Source organism: Paenibacillus sp. oral taxon 786 str. D14 (assembly GCF_000159955.1).
Lineage (GTDB): Bacteria > Bacillota > Bacilli > Paenibacillales > Paenibacillaceae > Fontibacillus > Fontibacillus phoenicis.
In genome coordinates this window covers 17,229-44,050 of sequence record NZ_GG695993.1, presented here as the reverse complement: position 1 = coordinate 44,050, position 26,822 = coordinate 17,229, and the positions used below count along the sequence as shown (strand labels likewise).

Sequence of the window (26,822 nt, the reverse complement as noted above, 5' to 3'; positions counted from 1 at the left end):
AACCTCCTTCCCGTTGTTGATTAATTACCAGCTTGCTTTTTTCACGCCAGGAATCTGGCCTTTATAAGCTAATTCACGGAAGCAAATTCTGCAAATTTTGTACTTTTGCAATACCGAATGTGGGCGACCACAACGTTCACACCGGGTATAAGCCCGAACTTTGAATTTAGGTGTACGTTGTTGTTTAACTTTCATCGAAGTTTTAGCCACTTAGCCTGACACCTCCTAAATAGTTTCGGAGAAAATAGACGAATTACTTAGCAAACGGCATGCCGAGCCCGCTCAAGAGCTCGCGGGATTCTTCGTCGGTTTTAGCCGTCGTTACGATGACGATATCCATACCGCGTACTTTATCCACTTGATCGTATTCGATCTCAGGGAAGATCAGTTGCTCTTTCAGGCCCAGCGTATAGTTACCGCGACCGTCAAATGCTTTCGTCGATACCCCGTGGAAGTCACGGACACGCGGAAGCGTTACGTTAAACAGTTTGTCAAGGAAATGATACATGCGGTCACCGCGAAGAGTTACCTTCACACCGATCGGCATGTTCTCACGCAGTTTGAAACCAGCGATGGATTTCTTCGCGCGAGTGATAACTGGCTTTTGACCAGCGATCAGTTGCATATCGTTCACTGCGGAATCAAGTACTTTGGAGTTCGCTACAGCGTCACCAACACCCATGTTGATAACCACTTTCTCGATCTTCGGCACTTGCATTACCGTTGTATAGTTGAATTTTTGAATCAAAGCAGGTGTTACTTCGTTCAAAAAGCGTTCTTTCAATCTTGCTGCCATGAATCATGGACCTCCTTTCTTAACGTTTCTCGATTAGTCGATTACTTCTCCAGATCTCTTCGCTACGCGAACTTTTTTGCCGTTGTCCAATACTTTGTAACCGATACGGGTTACTTTTCCGCTCTTCGGATCAACGTGCATAACGTTCGAAACGTGAATCGGAGCTTCCTTCTCGATGATGCCGCCTTGTGGGTTCAGTTGGTTAGGTTTTTGATGTTTCTTAACCATGTTCACGCCTTCCACAAGCACGCGGTTTTCACGAGGATATGCGGCGATGACGCGGCCTTTTTTGCCTTTGTCTTTACCGGAAATCACGATCACCGTGTCGTCTTTTTTGACGTGCAGCTTATTGTTATGAGATTCAAGAATCTTCTTCAGTCTAGGCACTTGGTTTACACCTCCTGTTAAATCGGGCTCCCCGTTGGGTTATGGGGTGTTCTTAGATAACTTCCGGAGCCAAGGAAACGATCTTCATAAAGTCCTTGTCGCGAAGTTCACGGGCAACAGGTCCGAAGATACGCGTTCCGCGTGGGCTCTTATCTTCTTTAACAACAACTGCTGCGTTTTCGTCGAATGCGATGTAGGAACCGTCTTTACGACGAACGGAACGTTTCGTACGAACGACTACCGCTCTAACGACATCCCCTTTTTTGACAACGCCGCCTGGTGTTGCTTGTTTGACGGAGCAAACGATCAGATCTCCGATTTGTGCCGTACGACGACCCGTACCACCCAAAACGCGGATACACATCAGTTCCTTCGCGCCGGAGTTGTCAGCAACCTGCAAACGTGTAAATGGTTGAATCATGGATATTTCCTCCTTTCGGTCTAAGCTACCGTGCTATTAAATGATAACCGCTTCTTCAACGACTTCAACGAGTCTCCAGCGTTTGTCTTTGGACAGCGGGCGAGTTTCGGCGATTTTAACGATGTCACCGATTTTCGCGGTGTTGTTCTCATCATGCGCTTTAAATTTCTTCGTGTATTTAATGCGCTTATGGTACAAGTCATGCTTCTTGTAAGTTTCAACAGCTACAACGATCGTTTTGTCCATCTTGTCGCTGACAACTTTACCAATTTGCACTTTACGGCTGTTACGTTCGCTCATGGTTTGCCTCCTTCCTGGACTTAGGCGCTTTGCTAGATTCGCTCAGCGCTTCTTAACTAGTAATCCCAAGTTCTCTTTCACGGATAACGGTTTTAGCACGAGCTATTTCCTTACGCACATCGCGGATCCGAGTCGGATTATCGAGTTGGCCGGTAGCCAACTGAAAACGGAGGTTAAAGAGTTCTTCTTTAAAACCTGCGATTTTTTGTTCGATTTCTGCAGTGGTTAAGTTGCGAAGTTCATTAGCTTTCATTTGCTTCACCACCCAATTCTTCACGTTTCACAAACTTCGTTTTGATCGGCAGTTTGTGGGCAGCAAGACGCATAGCTTCGCGTGCAACTTCCTCCGATACCCCGGCAAGCTCAAACATGATTTTGCCCGGCTTCACAACTGCGACCCATTTTTCTACGTTACCTTTACCGCTACCCATCCGGACTTCAAGAGGCTTCTGAGTAATCGGCTTGTCAGGGAAAATCTTAATCCATACTTTACCGCCACGTTTGATGTAACGAGTCATCGCGATACGCGCTGCTTCGATTTGACGGTTCGTGATCCAAGTCGGCTCCAGAGCCTGCAGGCCGTATTCACCGAAGTTCAGTTCGGTGCCGCCTTTTGCTTGGCCTCTCATATTACCGCGTTGTTGCTTGCGGTGTTTTACGCGTTTTGGTACCAACATGATTAGTTGCCTCCTTCCTGAGCAGCTTGTTGTTTCTTAGCCGTAGGAAGAACCTCTCCACGATAAATCCATACTTTTACGCCGATGCGGCCATAAGTCGTATGCGCTTCTGCCGTACCGTAATCGATGTCGGCGCGGAGCGTATGAAGTGGAACAGTTCCTTCACTGTAGCCTTCCGTACGAGCAATTTCAGCACCGCCGAGACGACCGCTGACTGCCGTTTTAATCCCTTTCGCTCCCGAACGCATCGTTCTTTGAATTGCTTGTTTCAACGCACGACGGAAAGAAACACGACGTTCCAATTGTTGTGCAATGCTTTCAGCAACCAAGATTGCGTCAAGATCAGGGTGTTTGATTTCAGAAATGTTGATGTGAACCTTTTTGCCGCCTGCGATTTTCGTAATTTCACCGCGCAGGTTTTCAACTTCCGAACCGCCTTTACCGATAACCATGCCCGGTTTAGCAGTGTGGATCGTCACGTTCACACGATTTGCCGCTCTCTCGATCTCAATCCGAGATACCGCGGAGTCTTTCAGTTTATTTTTCAGGTGTTCACGAATTTTTACGTCTTCCAGCAAAAGATCACCGAAATCTTTGCCTGCGTACCATTTGGATTCCCAATCACGGATAATCCCTACTCGTAATCCGACCGGATTTACCTTTTGGCCCACACGTTTTCCCTCCTTATTTTTCGGATACCACCAAAGTAATGTGGCTGGTGCGTTTGTTGATCCGGCTAGCACGTCCCATTGCCCGCGGACGGAAACGTTTCATCGTCGGGCCTTGGTTAACGTAGGCTTGCGTAATCACCAATTTATTTACATCCATAGAATAGTTATGTTCAGCATTGGCAATCGCCGAGTTCAACAGCTTCTCCACGATCGGGGATGCTGCTTTTGGCGTATGGCGCAGAATTGCAATCGCGTCGCCAACTTGCTTACCGCGGATCAGATCAACCACGAGTTGAGCTTTGCGGGGAGCAATACGAATCGATCTTGCATGTGCTTTAGCTTCCATGTAGTATTACCTCCTCTCAAACGAAGAACTTATCGTTATTAACGTCTCGTTTTCTTATCGTCATCCGTATGACCTTTGTAGGTCCGGGTTGGAGCAAATTCGCCCAGTTTATGTCCGACCATATCCTCGGTTACGTACACCGGTACGTGCTTGCGGCCGTCATAGACACCAAACGTATGACCAATGAATTGCGGATAGATCGTGGAGCGACGGGACCAAGTTTTGATCACGACCTTCTTGTTCGAAGCGCTCGCTTCTTCCACTTTCTTAAGCAGGTACCCATCGACAAAAGGTCCCTTTTTCAGACTGCGACTCATTCATTTATCCTCCCTTCACAATGCGCTGCAAGTTACGCTTCGTTCATGCCGCGAAGTGATCCGCAGGATGCGGATTACTTCGTGCGACGGCGAACGATATATTTATCAGAAGCTTTGCCTTTTTTACGCGTTTTGTAACCAAGGGTTGGTTTGCCCCAAGGAGACAACGGAGATTTACGGCCGATCGGAGCGCGACCTTCACCACCACCGTGCGGGTGATCGTTCGGGTTCATGACGACACCGCGGACTTCTGGACGTTTGCCCAGCCAGCGGCTGCGTCCGGCTTTACCGATTTTCACAAGCTCGTGGTCACCGTTACCTACGGAACCGATCGTAGCGCGGCAAACTTTCAGAACTTTACGAACTTCGCCGGAAGACAGGCGGATCGTTACGTATTTGTCTTCTTTACCGAGCAACTGAGCTTCTGTACCAGCAGCGCGAACCAATTGTCCGCCTTTACCTGGTTTCAGCTCGATGTTGTGGATCACGGTACCTACCGGGATGTTCTCCAGCGGCAATGCGTTACCGATTTTGATGTCGGAACCTGCGCCAGATTCGATCACATCGCCCACTTTCAAGCCTTTAGGAGCGATGATGTAGCGTTTCTCACCATCGGCATAGTGGATCAAAGCGATGTTGGAAGTCCGGTTTGGATCGTATTCGATCGTAGCAACGCGGCCTGGAATTCCATCTTTGTTCCGTTTGAAGTCGATGATCCGATATTTACGTTTATGTCCGCCGCCATGGTGACGAACAGTGATTTTACCTTGGTTGTTGCGGCCGGCCGTTTTGCTCAGCGGCGCAAGCAAAGATTTCTCCGGCTTATCCGTCGTAATTTCTTCGAAGGTCGACACGCTCATCGCACGTCTTGCCGGGGAAGTCGGTTTATACTTTTTGATTGGCACGAGATTTCCCTCCTTACTTCAAGCGATTTTATACCGATTCAAAAAATTGGAGCGGTTTGCTTTCAGGTGTTAATGTAACAAACGCTTTTTTCCATTCTGGAGTGTATCCGGAGTAGCGTCCGTAACGTTTCAGCTTCCCAGGAACACGCAGGGTGTTTACGTTCTTCACCTTCACGCCAAAAATGGACTCAACAGCTTGTTTGATTTCCGTTTTGTTCGCGCGAATGTCTACTTCAAAGACATATTTCAGGTCGTTCATATATTCCGTGGAACGTTCCGTAATCACCGGGCGTTTGATAATATCGCGAGGATTCTTCATTACGCGAGCACCTCCTCTACCTTCTGAACTGCTTCTTTCGTAATGATCAGTTTGTCGTGCGTCAGCACATCAAGAACATTAATGCCGTCGGCTGCCACGAACTTCACGCCTGGAATGTTACGAGCGGAAAGCGCAATGTTGTCGTCATAGTCAGGAGCTACAACCAGAGCTTTACGTTCCACTTTCAGGTTGTTCAAGATCGCTGCAAATTCTTTCGTCTTCGGAGCGTTCATCGCAAGTGCATCCAATACGATGATGTCCTGATCGATTACTTTCGACGAAAGCGCCGATTTGATCGCCAAACGACGAACTTTCTTAGGCAGTTTATAGGAATAGCTGCGCGGAGTTGGTCCGAATACTGTACCGCCGCCTTTCCATTGAGGAGCGCGGATCGAACCTTGGCGCGCACGACCTGTTCCTTTTTGTTTCCAAGGTTTACGGCCGCCGCCACGAACTTCGGAGCGTCCTTTAACTTTGTGCGTACCGAAACGCAGGGAAGCGCGCTGCATTACTACAGCTTCATGAAGAACATGAGTGTTCGGCTCAATCCCGAATACGGCATCGTTCAATTCTACTTCGCCCACTTGGCTACCGCTAATATTGAAAAGTGCTACTTTTGGCATTTGTTGTTCCTCCTTTCCTGAGGGTTAATTATTTCTTAGTAGTTTGTTTTACTTTAACGAAGCTGTTTTTCGGTCCAGGAATGGAACCTTTCACGAGCAAGACGTTGCGTTCTGCATCGACTTTAACAACTTCAAGGTTTTGAATCGTTACAGTTTCATGTCCCATATGTCCAGGCAGGTTTTTACCTTTAAATACGCGGTTTGCTGCGATGGAACCCATAGAACCTGGTCTGCGATGGTAACGGGAACCGTGAGCCATCGGGCCGCGGCTTTGTCCCCAGCGTTTGATTACGCCTTGGAACCCTTTACCTTTCGAAATACCTGTTACGTCAACAAATTCGCCTTCAGCAAAAATATCGACTTTGACCTCTTGGCCAACCTCGTATCCTGCCAAATCAACACCGCGAATTTCGCGAACGTAGCGCTTAGGCGTTGTGCCTGCTTTCTTTGCATGCCCAACTTCAGGCTTATTCGCTCTAGCTTCCTTCTTATCGGAGTAGCCAAGCTGAATCGCTTCGTAACCGTCGTTCTCCAGGTCTTTCTTCTGCAGAACTACGTTAGAGCTAGCCTCAATCACCGTTACAGGAATGACATTCCCTTCCGGAGTAAACACTTGAGTCATACCAAGTTTCTTCCCTAAGATACCTTTCATGTTGACACCTCTTTTCCTTTCCTGGTTACCTTACAATAGTAGGTATTACAATTTGATTTCGATATCTACACCGGACGGCAGGTCCAAGCGCATCAAGGCATCCACAGTTTGTGGAGTCGGGTTCACAATGTCGATCAGACGCTTATGCGTACGTTGTTCGAATTGTTCCCGTGAATCCTTGTACTTGTGCACCGCACGGAGAATAGTAATCACTTGTTTCTCAGTTGGCAACGGGATCGGCCCGGATACGCCTGCACCCGAACGTTTTGCCGTTTCAACGATTTTCTCTGCGGATTGATCAAGAATTCTGTGGTCGTAAGCTTTCAAACGAATACGAATTTTTTGCTTTGCCATTTTAGTCCCTCCTTCTATCGCCCAATTTAGTATCGGACATACTCCGTGGAAATTTTCTGGCCACCCTCCCATGGCAAAGGGGCCGGGTGTGTCAGTAACCTCCCACATCATCGCAACGTCACAGAACAACATTCACAATTATATAGAAAAGGTAGGCAGAATGCAAGTATAATTCGTAATTTTTCATTCCCTAAATAAAGTAAAAGAGCTGCGCTCCGAAATCGGAGAGCAGCTCTTTCGATCAGGCGGTTAAGCCTAATTATTTGTTGATGGAAACAACGGCACCGGATCCAACTGTACGGCCGCCTTCACGGATGGAGAAGCGAGTACCTTCTTCGATCGCGATTGGGGAGATCAGTTGAACGGTAACTTCGATGTTGTCGCCAGGCATAACCATTTCAGTTCCTTCTGGCAGGTTGATGATGCCAGTTACGTCCGTTGTACGGAAGTAGAACTGAGGACGGTAGCCGGAGAAGAACGGTTTATGGCGCCCGCCTTCTTCTTTCGTCAATACGTATACTTGAGCGGTGAACTCAGTATGCGGGTTAACGGAACCTGGTTTAGCCAATACTTGACCGCGTTCAATTTCTTTACGGTCAATACCGCGAAGCAGTGCACCGATGTTGTCGCCCGCTTGAGCGGAGTCGAGCAATTTACGGAACATTTCAACGCCGGTAACGACGGATTTTTTCGTTTCTTCAACGATACCCACGATTTCAACTTCATCACCGACTTTAACCGTACCGCGTTCTACACGGCCAGTAGCAACTGTACCGCGGCCAGTGATCGAGAATACGTCCTCGACTGGCATCAGGAACGGTTTGTCGATTGGGCGTTCAGGCAACGGAATGTACTCGTCGATGATTTCGAACATCTCAACGATTTTTTGAGCCCATTCGCCCTCTGGGTTTTGCAGAGCTTCACGAGCGGAACCGCGGATGATTGGAGTGTCATCGCCTGGGAACTCATATTCGTTCAGTAGGTCGCGAACTTCCATTTCAACCAGTTCAAGCAACTCTTCGTCTTCAACCATGTCGCATTTGTTCAAGAATACAACGATGTAAGGAACGCCTACGTTACGGGACAACAGGATGTGTTCGCGAGTTTGCGGCATTGGGCCGTCAGCTGCGGATACAACCAGGATTGCGCCGTCCATTTGAGCAGCACCGGTGATCATGTTTTTAACATAGTCGGCGTGCCCTGGGCAGTCAACGTGTGCGTAGTGGCGGTTGTTTGTTTCGTACTCAACGTGTGCCGTCGAGATGGTGATACCGCGTTCGCGTTCTTCTGGAGCTTTGTCGATTTGATCGAAAGCTACAGCAGCACCGCCGTATTTTTTGGACAATACAGTCGTGATGGCTGCAGTCAGAGTTGTTTTACCATGGTCGACGTGACCAATCGTACCGATATTAACGTGCGGTTTTGTACGTTCGTATTTAGCCTTTGCCATTTTAAACAGTTCCTCCTTAAAATATGGATTGTTATGTGTGACCGATCAAAGAAACAAGCCCTTCGACCGGCAATTACATTAAATTATTCGGCCCCTCTATGCTTGGCCACGATTTCTTCAGCGATGTTCTTCGGAACTTCTTCATAGTGGGAGAGTTCCATCGAGAACACGCCGCGCCCTTGTGTACCGGAGCGAAGGGTCGTCGAGTAACCGAACATTTCGGAGAGAGGCACTTTCGCACGGATAATTTGCGCACCACCACGGGAATCCATACCTTCGATACGGCCACGGCGAGAGTTCAGCATACCCATAACGTCACCCATGTACTCCTCAGGAACCGTTACTTCAACTTTCATGATTGGCTCAAGCAGAACAGGTTGACATTTGTCTTTTGCTGCTTTCAGAGCCATCGAACCAGCGATCTTAAACGCCATTTCACTGGAGTCGACGTCATGGTAGGAACCATCGACGATCGTCGCTTTAACGTCAACAACCGGGAAGCCTGCTAGAACACCGTTCTGCATTGCTTCTTCGATACCTTGTTGAGCAGGTCCGATGTATTCTTTTGGAACAGCACCGCCGACGATTTTGCTGTCGAATTGGTTGCCTGAACCTGGTTCGAGCGGTTCAAATTCAACCCAGACATGACCGTATTGACCACGACCGCCGGACTGACGTACGAACTTACCTTCAACGCGAGCCGGAACGCGGAACGTTTCACGATAAGCAACCTGAGGTTTACCTACGTTCGTGTCTACTTTGAATTCACGGCGCATCCGATCGATAATGATATCCAGGTGAAGCTCACCCATACCTGCAAGGATCGTTTGTCCCGTTTCTTCATCTGTATGTGCACGAAGCGTTGGGTCTTCTTCCGTCAGCTTCGCAAGTGCAACGCCCATTTTGTCTTGGTCGGCTTTTGTCTTCGGTTCAACCGCGATTTCGATAACTGGTTCTGGGAAGTTCATCGATTCAAGAATAACCGGTGCCTTCTCATCACACAGTGTATCACCTGTCCCGGTGTCTTTCAAACCTACAGCTGCAGCAATGTCACCGGCGTAAACTTCGTTGATTTCTTGACGGTGGTTTGCGTGCATTTGCAGGATCCGGCCGATCCGTTCGCGTTTACCTTTCGTTGCATTCAGCACGTAGGAACCGGATTGCAGAATACCGGAGTATACGCGGAAGAACGTCAGTTTACCCACGTAAGGGTCGGTCATGATTTTAAATGCCAGTGCCGCGAACGGCTCTTCGTCAGAAGAGTGACGTTCAACTTCTGTACCATCTTCCAGATGACCTTTGATGCTTGGTACATCAACTGGGGATGGCAAGTAATCGATGACGGCATCCAGCATCAGCTGAACCCCTTTGTTACGGTAGGAAGAACCGCAGATAACCGGGAAGATTTTAACTTCACAAACGCCCTTACGAAGCGCTGCTTTCAGTTCTTCAACGGTGATTTCCTCGCCTTCGAGGTATTTCATCGTCAAGTCTTCGTCCAGTTCAGCAACCTTCTCTACCAATTCCGCACGAAGTTCTTCAACTTGTGCAGCATATTCAGCAGGAATTTCTACTTCATCGATTTGTTGTCCCAGATCGTCTCTGTAGATATACGCTTTTTGAGAGATGATGTCGATAATCCCGACAAAATCATTTTCCGCACCGATTGGCAGTTGGATAGCCACTGCATTCGCTTGCAGACGATCGCGCATATCTTTAACGACGTTCAGGAAATCCGCACCGATGATATCCATTTTGTTGACGTAGGCAATCCGAGGAACACCATAGCGGTCAGCCTGTCTCCAAACGGTTTCAGACTGCGGCTCAACGCCTTCCTTCGCACTAAACACGCCTACAGCCCCGTCCAATACACGCAGGGAACGTTCGACTTCAACAGTGAAGTCGACGTGTCCCGGGGTATCGATGATATTTACGCGGTGACCTTTCCATTGAGCGGTCGTCGCAGCGGATGTAATCGTGATTCCGCGCTCTTGTTCTTGTTCCATCCAGTCCATCGTTGCCGCACCTTCGTGAACTTCCCCGATTTTGTGCGTACGACCTGTGTAGAACAAGATCCGTTCCGTCGTGGTTGTCTTACCGGCGTCAATATGCGCCATGATCCCGATATTACGTGTATTTTTCAAGGAGAACTCTCTTGCCATGAATCTGTCTCCCTTCAAAATATAAATTTTGAAATACGGGCGTTATCCTACCAACGGTAGTGCGCGAACGCTTTGTTCGCTTCCGCCATTTTATGCGTATCTTCACGTTTCTTAACGGAAGCGCCTGTGTTGTTGGATGCGTCGATGATCTCGGCAGCCAAACGTTCTTCCATTGTCTTCTCACCGCGAGTGCGGGAATAGTTTACGAGCCAACGTAATCCCAAGGATGTACGTCTCTCTGGTTTAACCTCGATCGGAACTTGGTAGTTTGCACCGCCGACACGACGAGCTTTAACTTCCAGTACAGGCATAATATTTTTGATCGCTGCTTCAAATACTTCCATTGGGTCATTCCCCGTACGTTCACGGATGATGTCGAACGCATTATAAAGGATGCTTTGAGCAACGCCGCGTTTACCGTCGAGCATGATGCGGTTGATCAAGCGAGTAACCAATTTGCTGTTATACACTGGATCTGGCAACACGTCTCTCTTAGCAACTGGACCTTTGCGTGGCATAGTTTGTTATCCCCCTTTCAGTAAAAATTCAATCCTAGTAGTAGTTGTTCAAAAACCGTCTTTTGATCACCATGCACATCATGATGCTGGTTCGACTTCGAATCTTGAATTCAGCCGGACCTTCCGTTGCTCACGTAGAACTGTCTACGCTCCGCTACTCAGTCCCTAGCTTTATCCAACCTCCTCGGTGCTGAAAACCCGATTTTTGAACTCCCATTTAAAATTCCAAGCGATCTTATTTCTTCGCTTTTGGACGTTTCGCGCCGTATTTGGAACGAGCTTGCATCCGGTTGTTAACCCCAGCCGTATCCAATGCTCCGCGCACGATATGGTAACGGACACCCGGAAGGTCTTTGACCCGGCCGCCGCGAATCAGTACAACGCTGTGCTCTTGCAGGTTGTGTCCGATACCCGGAATGTAAGCCGTCACCTCTACACGGTTCGTCAAGCGAACACGGGCATATTTACGAAGCGCGGAGTTCGGTTTCTTCGGAGTCATCGTACCTACACGAGTGCAGACGCCGCGTTTTTGCGGAGAGCTCAAATCCGTAGCTTCGCGTTTCAGAGCGTTAAACCCTCTTTGCAGCGCTGGCGATTTGGATTTGTACACCTTATCTTGGCGTCCTTTACGTACTAATTGGTTAATTGTTGGCATGTTGTTGCCACCCCCTTCCTCAGAGTTCAAATCCATTTACAAACCACTTGTTTAAGCCCACAGACCCAGGCGGCTCATAAAAGAACAAAGGAAATGTTTTTGCCAAAGAGTCCTCCTCATTAGCAAAAACATTTTCGATCAACTATGACTTTACGATCACAGCCATCGCCGCTCCTACTTCAATCCCACAAGCCTTGCCGAGATTCGCCATCGTATCTACAAAGGTGACTTTCACGGCATGTTGGTTGCATAAGGCGACGATCCTTGACGTAAGGCGTGGATCTGCATTCTCAGCAACATAAACTTCCTCGGCCCGTCCAAGTTCAACCATTCGCATGGTCTGCTTGGTGCCGACCTTAATTGGTGCGTCCCGTAGTCCTTTATCATTAGACATCATAACGTCCTCCAAAGCACAGGGTTATCCGTACTCACGCACTATGATATAGTATCACTCCGCTATAGTAGGTGTCAAGCGAAATATTCAGCGGAATTTTCATAGAAAAAACAAGTCCGGCGCGCCCCGGATCAAACTCGCTTCAGGGTCGCGCCGGCTTATCTTCACCTTCGTCGTTATTCGATCGAAACAGGCTCCAAGCTTTCTTCCGTAACTTCGTCTTGTTCCGGCTCTTCGAATTGAATGTTGCGGTAGCGACTCATGCCGGTACCGGCCGGAATCAGCTTACCGATGATGACATTCTCTTTCAAGCCGAGCAGCTTGTCGACTTTGCCTTTGATCGCAGCGTCGGTAAGCACCCGCGTTGTTTCCTGGAAGGAAGCGGCGGACAAGAAGGAGTCGGTTTCCAGCGACGCTTTCGTAATCCCGAGCAGGACCGGTTTAGCCACTGCCGGCTCTTTGCCAGACAGAATCGCTTCTTTGTTGGCCGTTTCATACTCATGCAAGTCGACGAATGATCCTGGCAGAAGCGGTGTATCGCCGGCATCCACGATCCGGATCTTGCGCAGCATTTGACGAATCATAACCTCAACGTGCTTGTCGTTGATTTCTACGCCTTGGTTCCGGTATACGCGTTGTACTTCCTGCAAAATATAGTTCTGTACACCGCGAATCCCTTTGATGCGCAAAATTTCTTTCGGGTCGATGGAACCATCCGTCAGTTCATCGCCGGCCTCGATCTCGTCGCCTTCGCTAACGCGCAGACGAGAACCGTAAGTGACGGAGTATACTTTCGTTTCCGCTTCGCCTTGAACCTCGATTTCGCGACGGTCCTTCGCTTCGCGGATTTCTTTGATTACGCCGTCAATCTCACTGATCGTTGCTTGACCTTTCGGATTCCGAGCTTCGAAGAGCTCCTGAATCCGCGGAAGACCTTGGGTAATATCGTCACCCGCAACGCCCCCGGTATGGAACGTACGCATGGTGAGCTGGGTCCCTGGTTCACCGATCGATTGAGCTGCGATGATACCGACAGCTTCCCCAATCTCCACGTGTTTACCCGTAGCCAGGTTGCGTCCGTAGCACTTCTTGCACACGCCATGACGGGCGCGGCAGCTGAGCACGGAGCGGATTTGCAGCTTCGTAATTCCTGCGTTGACGATTTCATGCGCTTTGTCGGAATCGATCAGCTCGTTCCGGTGAATGATGATCTCGCCGGTTTCCGGATGGCGCACCGTTTCGAACGAGTAACGGCCTTCAATCCGGTCGTACAGATTTTCGATCACTTCTTTACCGTCTTGGATAACGCCAACGGTAAAGCCTTTATCCGTACCGCAATCCTCTTCGCGTACGATGACGTCTTGGGCCACGTCGACGAGACGACGGGTCAAGTAACCGGAGTCCGCAGTCCGCAACGCGGTATCCGCCAGACCTTTCCGGGCACCGTGCGTCGAAATAAAGTATTCCAAGACCGTGAGGCCTTCGCGGAAGTTCGATTTGATCGGCAATTCGATGATCCGGCCCGCCGGGTTCGCCATCAGGCCGCGCATACCGCCCAGCTGGGTGATCTGCGATTTGTTACCCCGCGCTTTAGAGTCGACCATCATCATGATGGAATTGTAGCGATCCATCGACTTCATCAGGATGTCGGTAATTTGATCCTTACACTTGGACCAGATATCGATAACGCGGTCGTAACGCTCTTCGTTGGTGATCAGACCGCGGCGGTATTGGTTGGTAACAACCCGTACCTTCTCCTCGGATTCCCGAAGGATTTCTTGCTTTTCCTTCGGAACAATAACGTCCGCCACCGCAATACTTACGCCGGCACGCGTGGAGTAAGTAAAGCCGGTTTGCTTGATTCTGTCCAGAATAACGGAGGTTTCCGTCGTTTGGTAGATTTCGAAGCAGCGGCCGATGATTTCGCCGAGGTATTCTTTGCCCACACCGCCTGGTTGCGGTGCAGCCATGATCCGTTCCACAACATTGGCGCCCTTCTCATAAATAAAGTAATGATCCGGAGTGCCTTGGAACAGGTTCGCACGTGTTGGTTCATTAATATATGGGAAGCTGGCCGGGAAAATCTCGTTGAAAATAATTTTACCAACGGTCGTAATCAGCAAAGCGTTTTGCTGTGCTTCCGTAAAGCTGGTTTTGCCCAGCGCTTTCGCCGGAATGGCTACCCGTGCATGCAACGAAGCGGTGCCGCGTTGATAAGCCGATACGGCTTCATTAACCGAAGACAGGATCATACCGGTACCTTTGGCTTCCTTGTTATCCATGGTCAGATAGTAGGAGCCGAGGACCATATCCTGTGAAGGCGTAACGACCGGTTTACCGTCTTTCGGGTTCAGGATGTTACCGGACGCCAGCATCAGGATGCGGGCTTCCGCCTGAGCTTCCGCGGACAACGGTACGTGCACGGCCATCTGGTCACCGTCGAAGTCAGCGTTGTACGCCGTACATACGAGTGGATGCAGACGGATAGCGCGACCTTCCACCAGGATCGGTTCGAACGCCTGAATCCCGAGACGGTGAAGCGTAGGAGCACGGTTCAACAGAACCGGATGCTCTTTAATAACTTCCTCAAGAACATCCCAAACTTCTGGGCTTACACGTTCTACTTTGCGTTTTGCACTCTTAATGTTATGGGCCAGACCTTTGTTAACCAGTTCTTTCATAACGAAAGGCTTGAACAGTTCCAGCGCCATTTCTTTTGGCAAACCGCATTGGTACATTTTCAAATATGGACCTACGACGATAACGGAACGACCGGAGTAGTCAACCCGTTTACCGAGCAGGTTCTGCCGGAAACGACCTTGTTTCCCTTTGAGCATGTGGCTCAAAGATTTCAGCGGACGGTTACCCGGACCTGTTACGGGACGACCGCGGCGACCGTTGTCGATCAAGGCGTCAACGGCTTCCTGAAGCATCCGTTTCTCGTTCTGTACGATGATGTCCGGCGCGCCAAGGTCAAGCAGACGTTTCAACCGGTTGTTCCGGTTGATGACGCGGCGGTACAGATCGTTCAAGTCGGACGTCGCGAAACGGCCGCCATCGAGTTGAACCATCGGACGCAATTCCGGCGGAATAACCGGAAGCACGTCGAGGATCATCCACTCCGGCTGGTTGCCGGAGCTTTTGAACGCTTCGATGACTTCCAAACGTTTGATTGCACGGTTGCGGCGTTGACCTTGAGCCGTGCGCAATTCTTCTTTCAGGAATTCCAGCTCTTTGTCGATATCGAGATCCTGAAGCAGCTTCTTCACGGCTTCCGCACCCATACCGGCTTGGAATCCGTATCCGTATTTCTCACGGTAGCTGCGATATTCTTTCTCGGACAAAAGCTGCTTTTTCTCCAGCGGCGTTTCGCCTGGATCGGTTACGACATAAGATGCAAAATAAATAATCTCTTCCAGGGAACGCGGCGACATGTCGAGCGCAAGACCCATCCGGCTCGGAATCCCTTTGAAATACCAAATGTGGGATACCGGAGCAGCCAACTCGATATGCCCCATCCGTTCGCGGCGTACTTTCGCGCGAGTGACCTCAACGCCGCAGCGATCGCAGACAACGCCTTTGTAGCGAACGCGTTTATATTTACCGCAATGACATTCCCAGTCTTTGGTCGGACCAAAAATCTTTTCGCAGAACAGCCCTTCCTTCTCTGGCTTCAACGTGCGGTAGTTGATCGTTTCCGGTTTCTTTACTTCTCCGCGGGACCAAGAACGAATTTTATCTGGGGAAGCAAGCCCAATTTTCATAAACTCGAAGTTGTTGACGTCCAACAAGGAGCATCCCTCCTTAACCAAGTCCTGATTTGACTGTATAACGCTCTATTCTACGCCGACTTCTGCGCCTTCCAGATTGAGACTGAGCTTGTCGCCCGACGCATCGTCCTCGTCGTCGATTTCTTTCATCTCGATCTCTTCTTCGTTTTCGGTCAAGATCTTGACGTCCATACCCAAGCTTTGCAGCTCTTTGATCAAGACCTTAAACGATTCAGGCACGCCCGGTTCAGGCACGTTTTCCCCTTTAACGATGGATTCGTAGGTTTTCACCCGACCCACCACGTCATCCGATTTGACGGTAAGAATCTCTTGCAGCGTATAAGCAGCACCATAAGCTTCCAGCGCCCATACTTCCATCTCCCCGAAACGCTGACCACCGAACTGAGCTTTACCACCCAGCGGTTGCTGCGTAACGAGCGAGTAAGGACCCGTCGAGCGAGCATGGATCTTATCGTCAACCATGTGCGCCAGCTTGATCATGTGCATGACACCAACGGTAACTTCACGTTCAAACGGTTCACCTGTGCGGCCATCGTACAGGATCGTTTTACCGTTCCGCTGCATGCCGGCTTCTTCCATCGTATCGAATACGTCTTCTTCATTGGCGCCGTCGAATACTGGCGTTGCCACGTGAATCCCCATCTGCAGGGCGGCCATACCCAAGTGAATCTCCAGCACCTGCCCGATGTTCATCCGCGAAGGTACGCCCAGCGGATTCAGGACAACCTGTACCGGCGTTCCGTCTGGCATAAATGGCATATCTTCTTCCGGCAAAATCCGAGCCACGACCCCTTTGTTACCATGGCGTCCGGCCATCTTGTCGCCTTCGGAGATTTTCCGTTTCTGCGCAATGTACACCCGAACGAGCTGATTAACGCCTGGCGGCAATTCGTCGCCGTTCTCGCGGGTAAACACCTTCACGTCAACAACAATCCCGTCGGTACCGTGAGGTACACGCAGGGAAGTATCACGAACTTCGCGAGCTTTCTCACCAAAGATGGCGTGCAGCAAGCGCTCTTCAGCCGTCAGTTCCGTTACGCCCTTAGGCGTTACTTTACCAACCAGGATGTCGCCGGCAGCAATTTCCGCACCAACGCGGATAATACCGCGTTCATCCAGATTACGCAGCGCTTCTTCGCCGACGTTCGGGATGTCGCGAGTAATTTCTTCCGGTCCCAGCTTCGTGTCGCGGGCTTCGGATTCGTATTCCTCGATATGGATCGAAGTATATACGTCTTCCTTCACCAGCTTCTCGCTCAGCAGGATCGCATCCTCGTAGTTGTAACCTTCCCAAGTCATAAAGGCAACGACCACGTTGCGGCCCAGTGCCAATTCGCCCAGTTCCGTCGATGGACCGTCCGCCAGGATGTCACCCTTCTTAACAATGTCGCCCCGTTTGACGATCGGACGTTGGTTAATACAGGTTCCTTGGTTAGAACGCATAAATTTGTGCAACTTATATTTCACAAGGTCGCCTTTGACTTCTTTCCCGTCTACGACTTCGATACGGCGAAGCCAAATTTGGTTCGCTTCCGACCGTTCGATGATCCCGTCATATTTCGACACGATGCAGACGCCGGAGTCTTTCGCAGCCTTGTGTTCCATCCCCGTACCAACAAGCGGAGCTTTAGGAACAAGCAACGGCACCGCTTGACGCTGCATGTTCGAACCCATGAGCGCACGGTTAGAGTCGTCGTTCTCCAAGAATGGAATCAGCGCTGTAGCGACGGATACAACCTGTTTCGGCGAAATATCCATGTAGTCTACGCGGCTGCTTGGCATCGTCAAGATGTTATCCGATTGCTTGTTGTAACGAACGATGACGAATTCGTCTTCGAACTTGTTGTCTGGCGTCAGCTTCGCGTTCGCTTGCGCAATGACATAGTTGTCTTCTTCGTCGGCCGTCAGGTAGGTCACTTGATCCGTAACGGTTCCCGTCTTCGGATCAACCCATCGATACGGCGCTTCGATGAAGCCATACTCATTGATTCGCGCATAAGTAGACAGGGAGTTGATCAAACCGATGTTCGGACCTTCCGGCGTTTCGATCGGACACATCCGGCCATAGTGGGACGGGTGAACGTCACGCACTTCCATGCCGGCACGTTCCCGAGTCAAACCGCCTGGACCGAGCGCAGACAAACGGCGTTTGTGCGTCAGTTCAGCGAGCGGGTTCGTTTGGTCCATAAACTGAGACAGCTGCGAGCTGCCGAAGAACTCTTTGATCGATGCGATGACAGGACGGATATTTATGAGCGCCTGCGGCGTAATCACGTTCGCATCCTGAATCGACATTCTTTCGCGCACGACACGTTCCATCCGGGACAAGCCGATGCGGAATTGGTTCTGCAGAAGCTCACCAACGGAGCGCAGACGACGGTTACCCAGATGATCGATATCGTCCGTGCTGCCGATGCCGTGCAGCAGATTGATAAAATAGCTGATCGAAGAAATAATATCAGCAGGTGTAATATGCTTCACCGATTTATCGATATTGCGGTTCGCGATTACCTTAACCACTTTACCGTCTTCAATCGGGGAGAATACGTCGATAGTTTGCAGCGGCACATCATCTACGTCAAGGACGCCGCCGGCAACATGGTAGTTCTTGAAGCCAACGCCGTTCTCAAGGTACGGTAAAATTTCATCCAGCAAGCGGCGGTCAACCATTTGACCGGCTTCGGCGATAATTTCACCCGTCGTCGTATCAATCAGCGTCTCAGCAAGACGTTGGTTGAATAAGCGATTCTTGATGTGCAGCTTTTTATTGATTTTATAACGACCGACATTCGCCAGATCGTAACGTTTTGGATCGAAGAAGCGCGCTACCAGCAAGCTCTTCGCATTCTCAAGCGTCGGCGGTTCACCCGGACGCAAACGTTCATAGATCTCGATCAAGGCTTTCTCTGTCGAATCCGTATTGTCTTTATCCAGCGTATTGCGGATATACTCGTCGTTGCCGAGCAAATCCAAAATTTCCGCATCGGTTCCGAAGCCAAGCGCACGCAGCAACACGGTTACCGGAATTTTGCGGGTGCGGTCGATCCGCACGTAGATAATATCTTTCGCATCCGTCTCCAACTCGAGCCAAGCGCCGCGGTTAGGGATAACGGTTGCGGTGTACATTTTCTTACCGTTCTTATCCACTTTCGTACTGAAATAGACGCTAGGAGAGCGAACCAACTGGCTGACAATAACCCGTTCCGCACCGTTAATAATAAACGTACCGGTTTCGGTCATCAGCGGGAAATCTCCCATGAACACTTCCTGCTCTTTGACTTCGCCGGTTTCCTTATTAATGAGCCGGACTTTTACCCGAAGCGGCGCCGCATAGGTAACGTCGCGTTCTTTCGCGTCATCCACCGTATACTTCGGTTCGCCCAGGCTGTAATCGATAAACTCCAACACCAGATTTCCGGTGAAATCCTGAATTGGCGAGATATCTTGGAACATTTCCCGAAGACCTTCTTCCAAGAACCACTCATAGGATTTCTGTTGGATTTCGATCAGGTTCGGTACTTCGAGTATCTCGTTAATTCGCGCATAACTACGCCGAGTGCGTCGACCATATTGAACAAGATGTCCTGCCAACTTAAACTCACCCCTCATGTCTACTCACTTAAAAATACATTGCGAACCCGTGTTTGTGCCCTTATAATAGACCCATACGGATTCATCCACAAATAAAGAAAAGCCCTTATCGAATGCTTTCGAAAAAAGAGCATCATTTATCCGTGTCTGTTTCTGCTCTGATGTCCTCATAATCATTAGTTTATCCAAAATGTGCATATTATACGTAGAACGACACATTTTTATGCATTGTTCCCGTAAAACTATTGACATTTCAGCAAACTAAAGCCACAGAGGGCATCCTAATGCTGACATTTTATAATAATAACATATCGGATTTGTCAAGTCAACCTTCGTCTTTAACCGCCCGATAAATGCGGTACCCCTTGTCCTTGGTCACTTCCACCACTCGGGAAAACAGCGACTCCAACTTCTCCTTCGCCGACGGCGCCCCTTGTTTCTTCTGAATAACCACCCATAACGATCCTCCAGAACGCAACCGTTCATAGGCACCTTCAAAAATGGCATGCACCGTAGCTTTACCAGCCCGAATCGGCGGATTGGTCAACACCACGTCGAACTTCCGATTCTCTATCGCCGAGAACAAATCGCTTTCCAACACGGTGACGTTGTTCACACCGTTCGCAGCAGCATTCTCTTTCGCTAATTCAACAGCTCGGGAGTTCACATCGATCATCGTCACATGACCCTTGGTCGCCAGCCTCGCCGCTGCCAGTCCGATCGGTCCATATCCGCAGCCTACATCCAGTACCTCCGCATCCTCTGGAATATCCATGGCTTCAATTAAGGTACGACTGCCGAAGTCAACGCCTCCCTTAGCAAAAACGCCGGCATCGCTGACGAAGCGGTAGCTTTGCCCCCGCAACACTGTATCCCAGGTTTTCCGATCATGCGCCGCAGTCGGTTGGCTTGCGTAGTAGTGATCCGCCATGTTTTCTTGTTTCCCTCCATTAGCATCTAGTCATCTATCTGTACTCGTCCCCTATTATATCCATTTCCACATATTCATGTAAGGGGAGAAAGGCAACAAACCCCTTGAATCAAATTCAAGGGGTTTGTGATCGAGAAACAAGCTACTACTTCAGTTCTACAGTTGCGCCTGCTTCTTCCAGTTTTGCTTTGATGCTGTCTGCTTCTTCTTTGCCTACTTTTTCTTTCAGCGGTTTTGGAGCGTTGTCAACCAGGTCTTTGGCTTCTTTCAAGCCGAGGCCAGTGATTTCGCGAACCACTTTGATAACGTTGATTTTGGAAGCACCAGCGTTAGTCAGGATTACGTCGAATTCGGATTGTTCTTCAGCTGCGCCGCCGCCAGCTGCACCGCCGCCAGCTACAACAACCGGAGCTGCTGCAGTTACGCCGAATTCTTCTTCGATTGCTTTAACGAGATCGTTCAGTTCAAGAACGGTCATACCTTTGATTGCTTCCAAGATTGCTTCTTTACTCATGGTAGAACCTCCATTATATAATAGTTTGTTTGTTGCGAATCAGATAACTTGCATCCGCAAGGCTAACTTACGCGCTTGCTTCTTCTTTCTCGGCAACGGCTTTGACAGCCAGTGCGAAGTTGCGAACAGGTGCTTGAAGTACGCTGAGGAGCATCGAAAGCAGACCTTCGCGGGAAGGAAGATCCGCGAGCGCTTTGATTTGGTCGACGCCAACTACACGGCCTTCAACCACGCCACCTTTCACTTTCAGAGCATCGTTCTTCTTGGCGAATTCGCTCAAGATTTTCGCTGGAGCTACTGCATCTTCCTTACTGAACGCGATGGCCGTAGGACCGGTCAACACTTCGTCCAGCTCGGTCAATTCCGCAGCAGCCGTAGCGCGGCGAATGAGCGTGTTCTTCAGCACTTGGAATTCCACGCCAGCTTCACGAAGCTGTTTGCGGAGTTCGGTAACTTGAGCAACATTCAATCCGCGATAATCCGCAACGACGGTCGTTGCGCTTTCGCGCAATTTGGACGTTACAGCTTCAACGGCTTCTTGTTTTGCTTGAATGACTTTTGCGTTTGCCAAACTGCACACCTCCTATTAGATTCATGAGCCTCTTGCTACTTCCGCAAGGCATTGAAAAAAGCCTCCGCAGAATCACGAAGGCTTTGATGGATCATCCGCACACAGCCCAGCTGTGTACAGCGACGTTCTATCACAACACCTCGGTAGGAAATTAAGCCTCACGGCACCTACTGTCTACGGTAAGCATATTCATATTTAAGTCTCACTTCAAAACAACTGTTTCAGTATACCAAGGCGACACCGTGGTGTCAATCCCCGTTCCGTCAAGAACGAAAGGTATTATCTGTAAGCAGCTGTATTTACGCGAGCGCTTGGGCCCATGGTCGAAGAAATCGCGATATTCTTCAAGTAAACGCCCTTCGCAGCGGCCGGTTTAGCCCGGTTCAATGCGTCGATGAGAGCCTTGAGGTTCTCATTCAATTGTTCGGCAGTAAAGGATACTTTACCGATTGGCGCATGAATTTGACCCGCTTTGTCCAGACGGTACTCGATTTTACCGGCTTTGATTTCTTGAACGGCTTTCGCTACGTCAAATGTAACTGTGCCTGCTTTCGGGTTAGGCATAAGGCCTTTACCACCGAGCAGACGGCCGAGTTTACCAACTTCGCTCATCATGTCCGGTGTAGCTACGCAGACATCGAACTCGAACCAGCCTTGTTGGATTTTGTTGATCATGTCTTGATCGCCGACGAAATCTGCTCCGGCTGCTTCTGCTTCCTTCGCTTTGTCGCCTTTGGCGAATACCAATACGCGTTGGGTTTTGCCCGTGCCATGCGGCAGAACAACGACACCACGAACGGCTTGGTCTTGTTTACGAGGGTCTACGCCCAAACGAACTGCAGCTTCAACGGTTTCGTCGAATTTTGCAGTCGCTGCCTTCTTCACCAGTTCAACGGCTTCCAAAGGCTCATACGTCGCTTCGCTGTCAATCAGCTTAGCGGCTTCCAGGTATTTCTTACCGTGTTTAGCCATGAATTCGTCCTCCTATGTGGTATTAGCGGAAATTCCTCCCACTGTTGATGGGTCATATAAACAAGCTTCGCTCATCTATAAAACTCCATCCGAGGATGAAATTTAATCACGTGAATTCAGATTAAGAAATTTCATCCATTCGACCAAGATTAGTCTTGGATCGCGATGCCCATGCTGCGGGCAGTACCTTCAACCATACGCATAGCCGCTTCAACGGATGCTGCGTTAAGATCAGGCATTTTTTGCTCCGCGATTTGACGAACGGTGTCGCGTTTCACGGTAGCCACTTTCTTCTTGTTCGGTTCGCCAGAACCTTTCTCGATCTTCGCTGCAACACGAAGCAGAACGGCCGCCGGTGGAGTTTTGGTGATGAATGTAAAAGAGCGGTCTTCAAACACCGAAATTTCAACCGGAATGATCAAACCTGCTTGATCGGCAGTACGTGCGTTGAATTCCTTACAGAATGCCATGATGTTGACACCTGCTTGACCCAGCGCCGGACCTACCGGAGGTGCAGGGTTCGCTTTCCCCGCAGGAATTTGCAGTTTTACCACTTTGATAACTTTTTTCGCCATGTAAAACACCTCCTTGCCCTAATAGTGGTAAACGGAAGCCTTGCGGCCCCTCCCACTTTGAAACCCTAAGAAACCTTTAGAAGCTGCAAAATTATATCTTCTCCACCTGAGAGTAATCCAGCTCAAGCGGGGTTTCTCGTCCAAACATGTTGACGTGAACCTTAACCTTGCTCTTGTCGGTCAGAATTTCCTCAATTGAGCCTACAAAATTGGCAAATGGACCAACTTTGATGCGCACATTTTCCTTGAGCTCAAATTCGATGACCGGCTTTGGTTCCTCCATGCCCATATGCGCCAGAATCTGATCCACTTCTTCAGGGAGCAACGGCGTTGGCTTGGAACCGGAACCCGTAGAGCCGACGAACCCGGTGACTCCCGGCGTGTTGCGAACAACATACCAAGAATCGTCGGTTTGGATCATTTCCACCAAGACGTAACCGGGGTAAACTTTACGCATGACAGTCTTCTTCTTACCGTCTTTGTTCACCACTTCTTCTTCCATCGGAACAAGAACGCGGAATATCTTGTCTTCCATGCCCATGGACTCGACGCGTTTTTCCAAATTGGCTTTGACTTTGTTCTCATACCCAGAGTAGGTATGAACGACGTACCATCTTTTTTCCATATCAAGCCACCTAGGGACCCTTCTTAAATTATCGCTTCGATCACAGCAGAAATGCCGATGTCCAGAACCCAAAAATAAATCGCGACAACGGTAATTGTACCGAGCACAATCAGCGTATAATTAGTCAGCTCTTTACGATTAGGCCAGCGAACCTTTTTAAGCTCAGCCCAGCTCTCAGAGAAAAAAGAAAACAACGACTTGAAACTACGTTTCATGCGCGACTACACCTCCAAGGACTATCTGGTTTCGCGATGAGGAACTTGCTCGTTGCAGAACTTGCAATACTTCTTCATCTCCATGCGGTCGGGGTGGTTACGCTTGTTTTTCGTTGTCGTGTAGTTTCTTTGTTTGCAATTCGTACAAGCCAACGTAATTATTACCCGCATGATGTGCACCTCCCGAAGACATTCTTTAATGAGCTGTCTCTATATTGACCTAAAATCGAATGTTCGCCACCTAAAAAAGGGAAACACAAAATTAGGCCTACCTAAAACACTTTATCATATGGCACAACCCGTGTCAACGAGGCATCCTGCTAATGCTCTACGATTATTTACAGTATAGCTCACGATTTTGGAAGATAAACCCTGGGGAGAGAAATCGATGGGGACAACCCTTCAGCAAAGTGAAGGAGAAAAAGCAGATGTATCAAGCGAATCCGTGCGGCTTCGCCTCTGGTGGGGGAAGTAAAGAACCGTGTCGTCGTGGTAAAAAAAGGGTTCCCTGCAACCAGGTCACCCTTGGGTCTGCTTATTGAATGGTATGTAGCGTTACGATGAAAAGAATAAGTTCAGATACCGCCGTCGCGAACTTCCAGATAACGCTCCAGCTTGCGCTTGACGCGCTGCAGGGCGTTGTCGATCGATTTGACGTGGCGATTCAAATCCACCGCGATCTCCTGATAGGACCTTCCGTCCAAATAGAGCATCAGCACTTTGCGCTCCAAATCGCTGAGGATCTCGGACATCTTGTCCTCCAGGCCGGTAAACTCTTCCTGATTGATGATCAATTCTTCCGGATCGCTCACCTGAGAGCCGCAAATGACGTCGAGCAACGTTCGGTCCGATTCCTCATCGTAGATCGGCTTGTCCAAGGAAACGTACGAATTCAGCGGAATATGCTTCTGCCTCGTTGCCGTCTTGATCGCGGTAATGATCTGGCGCGTAATGCACAGCTCCGCGAACGCTTTGAACGAAGCAAGCTTATCCCCCCGAAAGTCCCGGATCGATTTGTAGAGTCCGATCATGCCTTCCTGTATGATATCTTCGCGGTCGGCACCGATGAGAAAATAAGACCTAGCCTTAGCACGCACGAAGCTCCGATACTTGTTGATCAAGTATTCCAACGCTTCACTGTCGCCTTCCCGAACCGCCTCGACAATGTCTTCGTCACTTTGGATCTCATAGTCAAACCTTACCCATGTATCGAGTTTGACACTCACCACAAATCCCTCCGGCCGCAACGCACGGTTCCCCGTCACTCATTCAAGTAATACGAACAGTATATATGAAGGTGCATACTAGCGTCAACCGCAAAAGTACCAAAAGATGTAAAGTCGAACTTTGTCAAGGGTATATGGTAGTAGAACTCGAGAATGCCCTTTCATTCCCTACGCCATCGTTCAAACAACTGTCTCAGCTCCGGACTTAGCTTGGCATCCAGCGTATTGCGGCTGGAATTGGCGCTGCGCTCAGCGATTTTGGCCTGGATTTCCTTCTCGCTTTGCTCCACCTGGATCAAGAGTTCCCTGGCCGAAATCCGCAGTGCGCCCTGTCCAAAAATCACATGCTGCTCCACCATATCGCTCGTGGCAACATAGATTTGCCGGCGACGGTGGCTCAGCTCGCCGACCAGACGTTCAATGCATTCGTCCGCCGTTTCCTTCTCCTTGGTGAATACCAGCTCCACCTTGTTTTGGGTATAGGACTTTCCCAGCCCCGGAACCCGATAAGCATCAAAGACGACGATCACCTTTCTCCCGGAAAAAGCTTGATAATCGGCGAGCCGCTCAAGCAGCCTGTCCCTTGCGGCTTGCAGATCCTGCTTGGACAGTTCCGCCAGCTCGGGCCAGCCGCCGATCATATTGTATCCGTCAACCAATAGCACATCGCGCACATCGCGCATGCCTTTATCCTTCAGCGCGTCGTCTGCGCAGCACTTCGTACATAATGACCCCGGCGGCAACCGAGGCGTTCAGGGAATTGAGCCGTCCGTTCATCGGGAGCTTGACCAGGACGTCGCACGTTTCCCGAACGAGGCGTCCCATACCTTTGTTCTCATTGCCGATGACGATCGCCACCGGCCCAGTCAGCACGTTGCCGCTGCGGTACATCTCTTCTTTTGCGCCTACGTCTGTACCAACGATCCATACGCCTGCTTCCTTCAATTGCTCCATGGTCTGAACCAAATTCGTTACTCGTGCCACGGGAACGTACTCCACCGCTCCTGCCGAGGTTTTCGATACGGTGGCAGTCACCGCCGCCGAGCGGCGTTTAGGAATGATCACTCCATGCACCCCGGTACACTCTGCCGTCCGGAGAATCGAGCCCAGATTATGCGGGTCTTCGATCTCGTCCAGAATCAGCAAGAAAGGCGGTTCCCCGCGTTCCTGCGCACGGGCTAGCAAATCGTCCACTTCCGCGTAGGCGTAAGGGGCAACTTGAGCGACCACGCCCTGATGCTGCAAGCCCGGCGCCATTTGGTCCAGCTTGCGCTTGTCCACAAATTGCACGACAATGCCGTGTTTTTTCGCTTCAGCCACGATCGGCTGGGTGAGATGCTTCTGGGCGCCTTCGGCTACCCATATTTTATTGATTGTGCGGCCGGCATGCAGCGCTTCAAGCAGCGAATGCTTGCCGCCAATCCATTCTTGTTCCTCCATCGGAATCCTCCTATGCAATGGTAACGCGTTGTTAGTCACGGTCCCGATTGTCCTCCAAATCGGCAAACCCGTGGGCGATCAACTCGCGGAGGCGGTCATGCGCTCCGGTGTAATACAGATAACCGACCAAGCTCTCAAAAGCGGTGGCAAGGCGGTAATCCTGCACGTTGGCGTTCTTCGGCACCGTGCCGGATTTGGCGTTGCGCCCTTGGCGGACAACGTCTTTCTCTTCTTCTGTGAGCAGCGGCTCGATTCGCTCCAGCAGCCGCGCCTGGGCCTTGGCCGAGACGTACTTCGTCGATTGGCCATGCAGGTGATGGGGTCGCAAGTTCGGGCGGGCCATCACGTGCTGGCGGACGGCGACCTCGTAGACGGCGTCGCCGATGTAGGCGAGGGCGAGCGGCGGCAGCAGCCGAGCCGGCTT

34 protein-coding genes and 1 other annotated feature are annotated in these 26,822 nt (G+C 50.0%); all 34 genes read right to left on the bottom strand.

The annotated features are described in order from the left end of the window. Positions 1-24: 24 nt before the first annotated feature. Positions 25-210: a type Z 30S ribosomal protein S14 gene (locus tag POTG_RS23365; RefSeq protein WP_009226651.1), complete on the bottom strand. Its 186-nt coding sequence runs from the start codon at positions 208-210 to the stop codon at positions 25-27. Between the two features lie 43 nt (positions 211-253). Then, complete coding sequence (gene rplE, locus POTG_RS19965) at positions 254-796, bottom strand: 50S ribosomal protein L5 (RefSeq protein ID WP_009226650.1); 543 nt, start codon at positions 794-796, stop codon at positions 254-256. Positions 797-829: 33 nt separating this feature from the next. Next, the gene (rplX, locus tag POTG_RS19960; RefSeq protein WP_009226649.1) at positions 830-1,183 is read right to left on the bottom strand and encodes a 50S ribosomal protein L24; all 354 of its coding nucleotides are present in this window, start codon (positions 1,181-1,183) and stop codon (positions 830-832) included. A gap of 52 nt (positions 1,184-1,235) precedes the next feature. Next, positions 1,236-1,604, bottom strand: coding sequence for a 50S ribosomal protein L14 (gene rplN / locus POTG_RS19955; protein ID WP_009226648.1), 369 nt, complete (start codon positions 1,602-1,604; stop codon positions 1,236-1,238). Between the two features lie 36 nt (positions 1,605-1,640). Next, positions 1,641-1,904, bottom strand: coding sequence for a 30S ribosomal protein S17 (gene rpsQ, locus POTG_RS19950; protein WP_009226647.1), 264 nt, complete (start codon positions 1,902-1,904; stop codon positions 1,641-1,643). Positions 1,905-1,956: 52 nt separating this feature from the next. Continuing rightward, entirely contained in the window at positions 1,957-2,157 is a 201-nt protein-coding gene (rpmC, locus tag POTG_RS19945) for a 50S ribosomal protein L29 (RefSeq protein ID WP_009226646.1), read from the bottom strand. Further along, entirely contained in the window at positions 2,147-2,581 is a 435-nt protein-coding gene (gene rplP, locus POTG_RS19940) for a 50S ribosomal protein L16 (RefSeq protein WP_009226645.1), read from the bottom strand. Before rplP ends, rpmC begins: the two co-directional genes overlap by 11 nt. A 2-nt stretch (positions 2,582-2,583) precedes the next feature. Beyond that, on the bottom strand, positions 2,584-3,252 hold the full coding sequence (rpsC, locus tag POTG_RS19935) for a 30S ribosomal protein S3 (RefSeq protein WP_009226644.1): 669 nt from the start codon (positions 3,250-3,252) through the stop codon (positions 2,584-2,586). 13 nt (positions 3,253-3,265) lie between these two features. Then, positions 3,266-3,598, bottom strand: coding sequence for a 50S ribosomal protein L22 (gene rplV, locus POTG_RS19930; RefSeq protein ID WP_009226643.1), 333 nt, complete (start codon positions 3,596-3,598; stop codon positions 3,266-3,268). A 38-nt stretch (positions 3,599-3,636) separates the two neighbouring features. Continuing rightward, entirely contained in the window at positions 3,637-3,915 is a 279-nt protein-coding gene (gene rpsS / locus POTG_RS19925; protein ID WP_009226642.1) for a 30S ribosomal protein S19, read from the bottom strand. Between the two features lie 74 nt (positions 3,916-3,989). Then, positions 3,990-4,820, bottom strand: coding sequence for a 50S ribosomal protein L2 (gene rplB / locus POTG_RS19920; RefSeq protein ID WP_009226641.1), 831 nt, complete (start codon positions 4,818-4,820; stop codon positions 3,990-3,992). A 28-nt stretch (positions 4,821-4,848) separates the two neighbouring features. Further along, positions 4,849-5,139 carry a 50S ribosomal protein L23 gene (gene rplW / locus POTG_RS19915; RefSeq protein WP_009226640.1) on the bottom strand — a complete coding sequence of 97 codons (291 nt, stop codon included), beginning with the start codon at positions 5,137-5,139 and terminating at the stop codon, positions 4,849-4,851. Continuing rightward, positions 5,139-5,762: a 50S ribosomal protein L4 gene (gene rplD, locus POTG_RS19910; RefSeq protein ID WP_009226639.1), complete on the bottom strand. Its 624-nt coding sequence runs from the start codon at positions 5,760-5,762 to the stop codon at positions 5,139-5,141. The genes rplW and rplD overlap by 1 nt, the downstream gene beginning before the upstream one ends. Before the next feature lie 28 nt (positions 5,763-5,790). Next, positions 5,791-6,414, bottom strand: coding sequence for a 50S ribosomal protein L3 (gene rplC, locus POTG_RS19905; protein ID WP_009226638.1), 624 nt, complete (start codon positions 6,412-6,414; stop codon positions 5,791-5,793). 45 nt (positions 6,415-6,459) lie between these two features. Further along, entirely contained in the window at positions 6,460-6,768 is a 309-nt protein-coding gene (gene rpsJ / locus POTG_RS19900) for a 30S ribosomal protein S10 (protein ID WP_009226637.1), read from the bottom strand. 259 nt (positions 6,769-7,027) lie between these two features. Then, the gene (gene tuf, locus POTG_RS19895; RefSeq protein WP_009226636.1) at positions 7,028-8,218 is read right to left on the bottom strand and encodes an elongation factor Tu; all 1,191 of its coding nucleotides are present in this window, start codon (positions 8,216-8,218) and stop codon (positions 7,028-7,030) included. 83 nt (positions 8,219-8,301) lie between these two features. Continuing rightward, a complete protein-coding gene (gene fusA / locus POTG_RS19890; protein ID WP_009226635.1) occupies positions 8,302-10,380 on the bottom strand; it encodes an elongation factor G in 2,079 nt (692 codons plus the stop codon). Positions 10,381-10,427: 47 nt separating this feature from the next. Then, complete coding sequence (gene rpsG / locus POTG_RS19885) at positions 10,428-10,898, bottom strand: 30S ribosomal protein S7 (protein ID WP_009226634.1); 471 nt, start codon at positions 10,896-10,898, stop codon at positions 10,428-10,430. Positions 10,899-11,133: 235 nt separating this feature from the next. Further along, a complete protein-coding gene (gene rpsL, locus POTG_RS19880; RefSeq protein ID WP_009226633.1) occupies positions 11,134-11,553 on the bottom strand; it encodes a 30S ribosomal protein S12 in 420 nt (139 codons plus the stop codon). A gap of 142 nt (positions 11,554-11,695) precedes the next feature. After that, complete coding sequence (locus POTG_RS19875; protein ID WP_028539488.1) at positions 11,696-11,947, bottom strand: ribosomal L7Ae/L30e/S12e/Gadd45 family protein; 252 nt, start codon at positions 11,945-11,947, stop codon at positions 11,696-11,698. Between the two features lie 176 nt (positions 11,948-12,123). After that, complete coding sequence (gene rpoC / locus POTG_RS19870; RefSeq protein ID WP_036646409.1) at positions 12,124-15,738, bottom strand: DNA-directed RNA polymerase subunit beta'; 3,615 nt, start codon at positions 15,736-15,738, stop codon at positions 12,124-12,126. Positions 15,739-15,783: 45 nt separating this feature from the next. Continuing rightward, positions 15,784-19,329, bottom strand: a complete 3,546-nt coding sequence (gene rpoB / locus POTG_RS19865) for a DNA-directed RNA polymerase subunit beta (RefSeq protein WP_036646406.1) — start codon at positions 19,327-19,329, stop codon at positions 15,784-15,786. A gap of 325 nt (positions 19,330-19,654) precedes the next feature. Further along, positions 19,655-20,260: a class I SAM-dependent methyltransferase gene (locus tag POTG_RS19860; protein ID WP_009226629.1), complete on the bottom strand. Its 606-nt coding sequence runs from the start codon at positions 20,258-20,260 to the stop codon at positions 19,655-19,657. A gap of 145 nt (positions 20,261-20,405) precedes the next feature. Then, a complete protein-coding gene (gene rplL / locus POTG_RS19855) occupies positions 20,406-20,774 on the bottom strand; it encodes a 50S ribosomal protein L7/L12 (RefSeq protein ID WP_009226628.1) in 369 nt (122 codons plus the stop codon). Positions 20,775-20,841: 67 nt separating this feature from the next. Next, the gene (gene rplJ / locus POTG_RS19850) at positions 20,842-21,345 is read right to left on the bottom strand and encodes a 50S ribosomal protein L10 (RefSeq protein WP_016310706.1); all 504 of its coding nucleotides are present in this window, start codon (positions 21,343-21,345) and stop codon (positions 20,842-20,844) included. Positions 21,346-21,389: 44 nt separating this feature from the next. Next, positions 21,390-21,543: a sequence feature (ribosomal protein L10 leader region), on the bottom strand. Between the two features lie 81 nt (positions 21,544-21,624). Then, positions 21,625-22,317 (bottom strand): 50S ribosomal protein L1, encoded by a 693-nt coding sequence (gene rplA, locus POTG_RS19845; protein WP_009226626.1) that lies wholly within the window; start codon positions 22,315-22,317, stop codon positions 21,625-21,627. A gap of 149 nt (positions 22,318-22,466) precedes the next feature. Next, positions 22,467-22,892 carry a 50S ribosomal protein L11 gene (gene rplK / locus POTG_RS19840; protein ID WP_036646403.1) on the bottom strand — a complete coding sequence of 142 codons (426 nt, stop codon included), beginning with the start codon at positions 22,890-22,892 and terminating at the stop codon, positions 22,467-22,469. Positions 22,893-22,983: 91 nt separating this feature from the next. Next, positions 22,984-23,517, bottom strand: a complete 534-nt coding sequence (nusG, locus tag POTG_RS19835) for a transcription termination/antitermination protein NusG (protein WP_009226624.1) — start codon at positions 23,515-23,517, stop codon at positions 22,984-22,986. 23 nt (positions 23,518-23,540) lie between these two features. Beyond that, on the bottom strand, positions 23,541-23,732 hold the full coding sequence (gene secE / locus POTG_RS19830) for a preprotein translocase subunit SecE (RefSeq protein ID WP_009226623.1): 192 nt from the start codon (positions 23,730-23,732) through the stop codon (positions 23,541-23,543). Positions 23,733-23,753: 21 nt separating this feature from the next. Then, entirely contained in the window at positions 23,754-23,903 is a 150-nt protein-coding gene (gene rpmG / locus POTG_RS23360) for a 50S ribosomal protein L33 (protein ID WP_009226622.1), read from the bottom strand. A 404-nt stretch (positions 23,904-24,307) separates the two neighbouring features. Beyond that, on the bottom strand, positions 24,308-24,961 hold the full coding sequence (gene sigH / locus POTG_RS19825; protein WP_009226621.1) for an RNA polymerase sporulation sigma factor SigH: 654 nt from the start codon (positions 24,959-24,961) through the stop codon (positions 24,308-24,310). A gap of 158 nt (positions 24,962-25,119) precedes the next feature. Continuing rightward, on the bottom strand, positions 25,120-25,641 hold the full coding sequence (locus tag POTG_RS19820; protein WP_009226620.1) for an NYN domain-containing protein: 522 nt from the start codon (positions 25,639-25,641) through the stop codon (positions 25,120-25,122). A 4-nt stretch (positions 25,642-25,645) separates the two neighbouring features. After that, a complete protein-coding gene (rlmB, locus tag POTG_RS19815; RefSeq protein WP_009226619.1) occupies positions 25,646-26,398 on the bottom strand; it encodes a 23S rRNA (guanosine(2251)-2'-O)-methyltransferase RlmB in 753 nt (250 codons plus the stop codon). 31 nt (positions 26,399-26,429) lie between these two features. After that, positions 26,430-26,822: Mini-ribonuclease 3 (locus POTG_RS19810; protein ID WP_083791532.1), on the bottom strand; the 393-nt coding region annotated here is incomplete at its 5' end.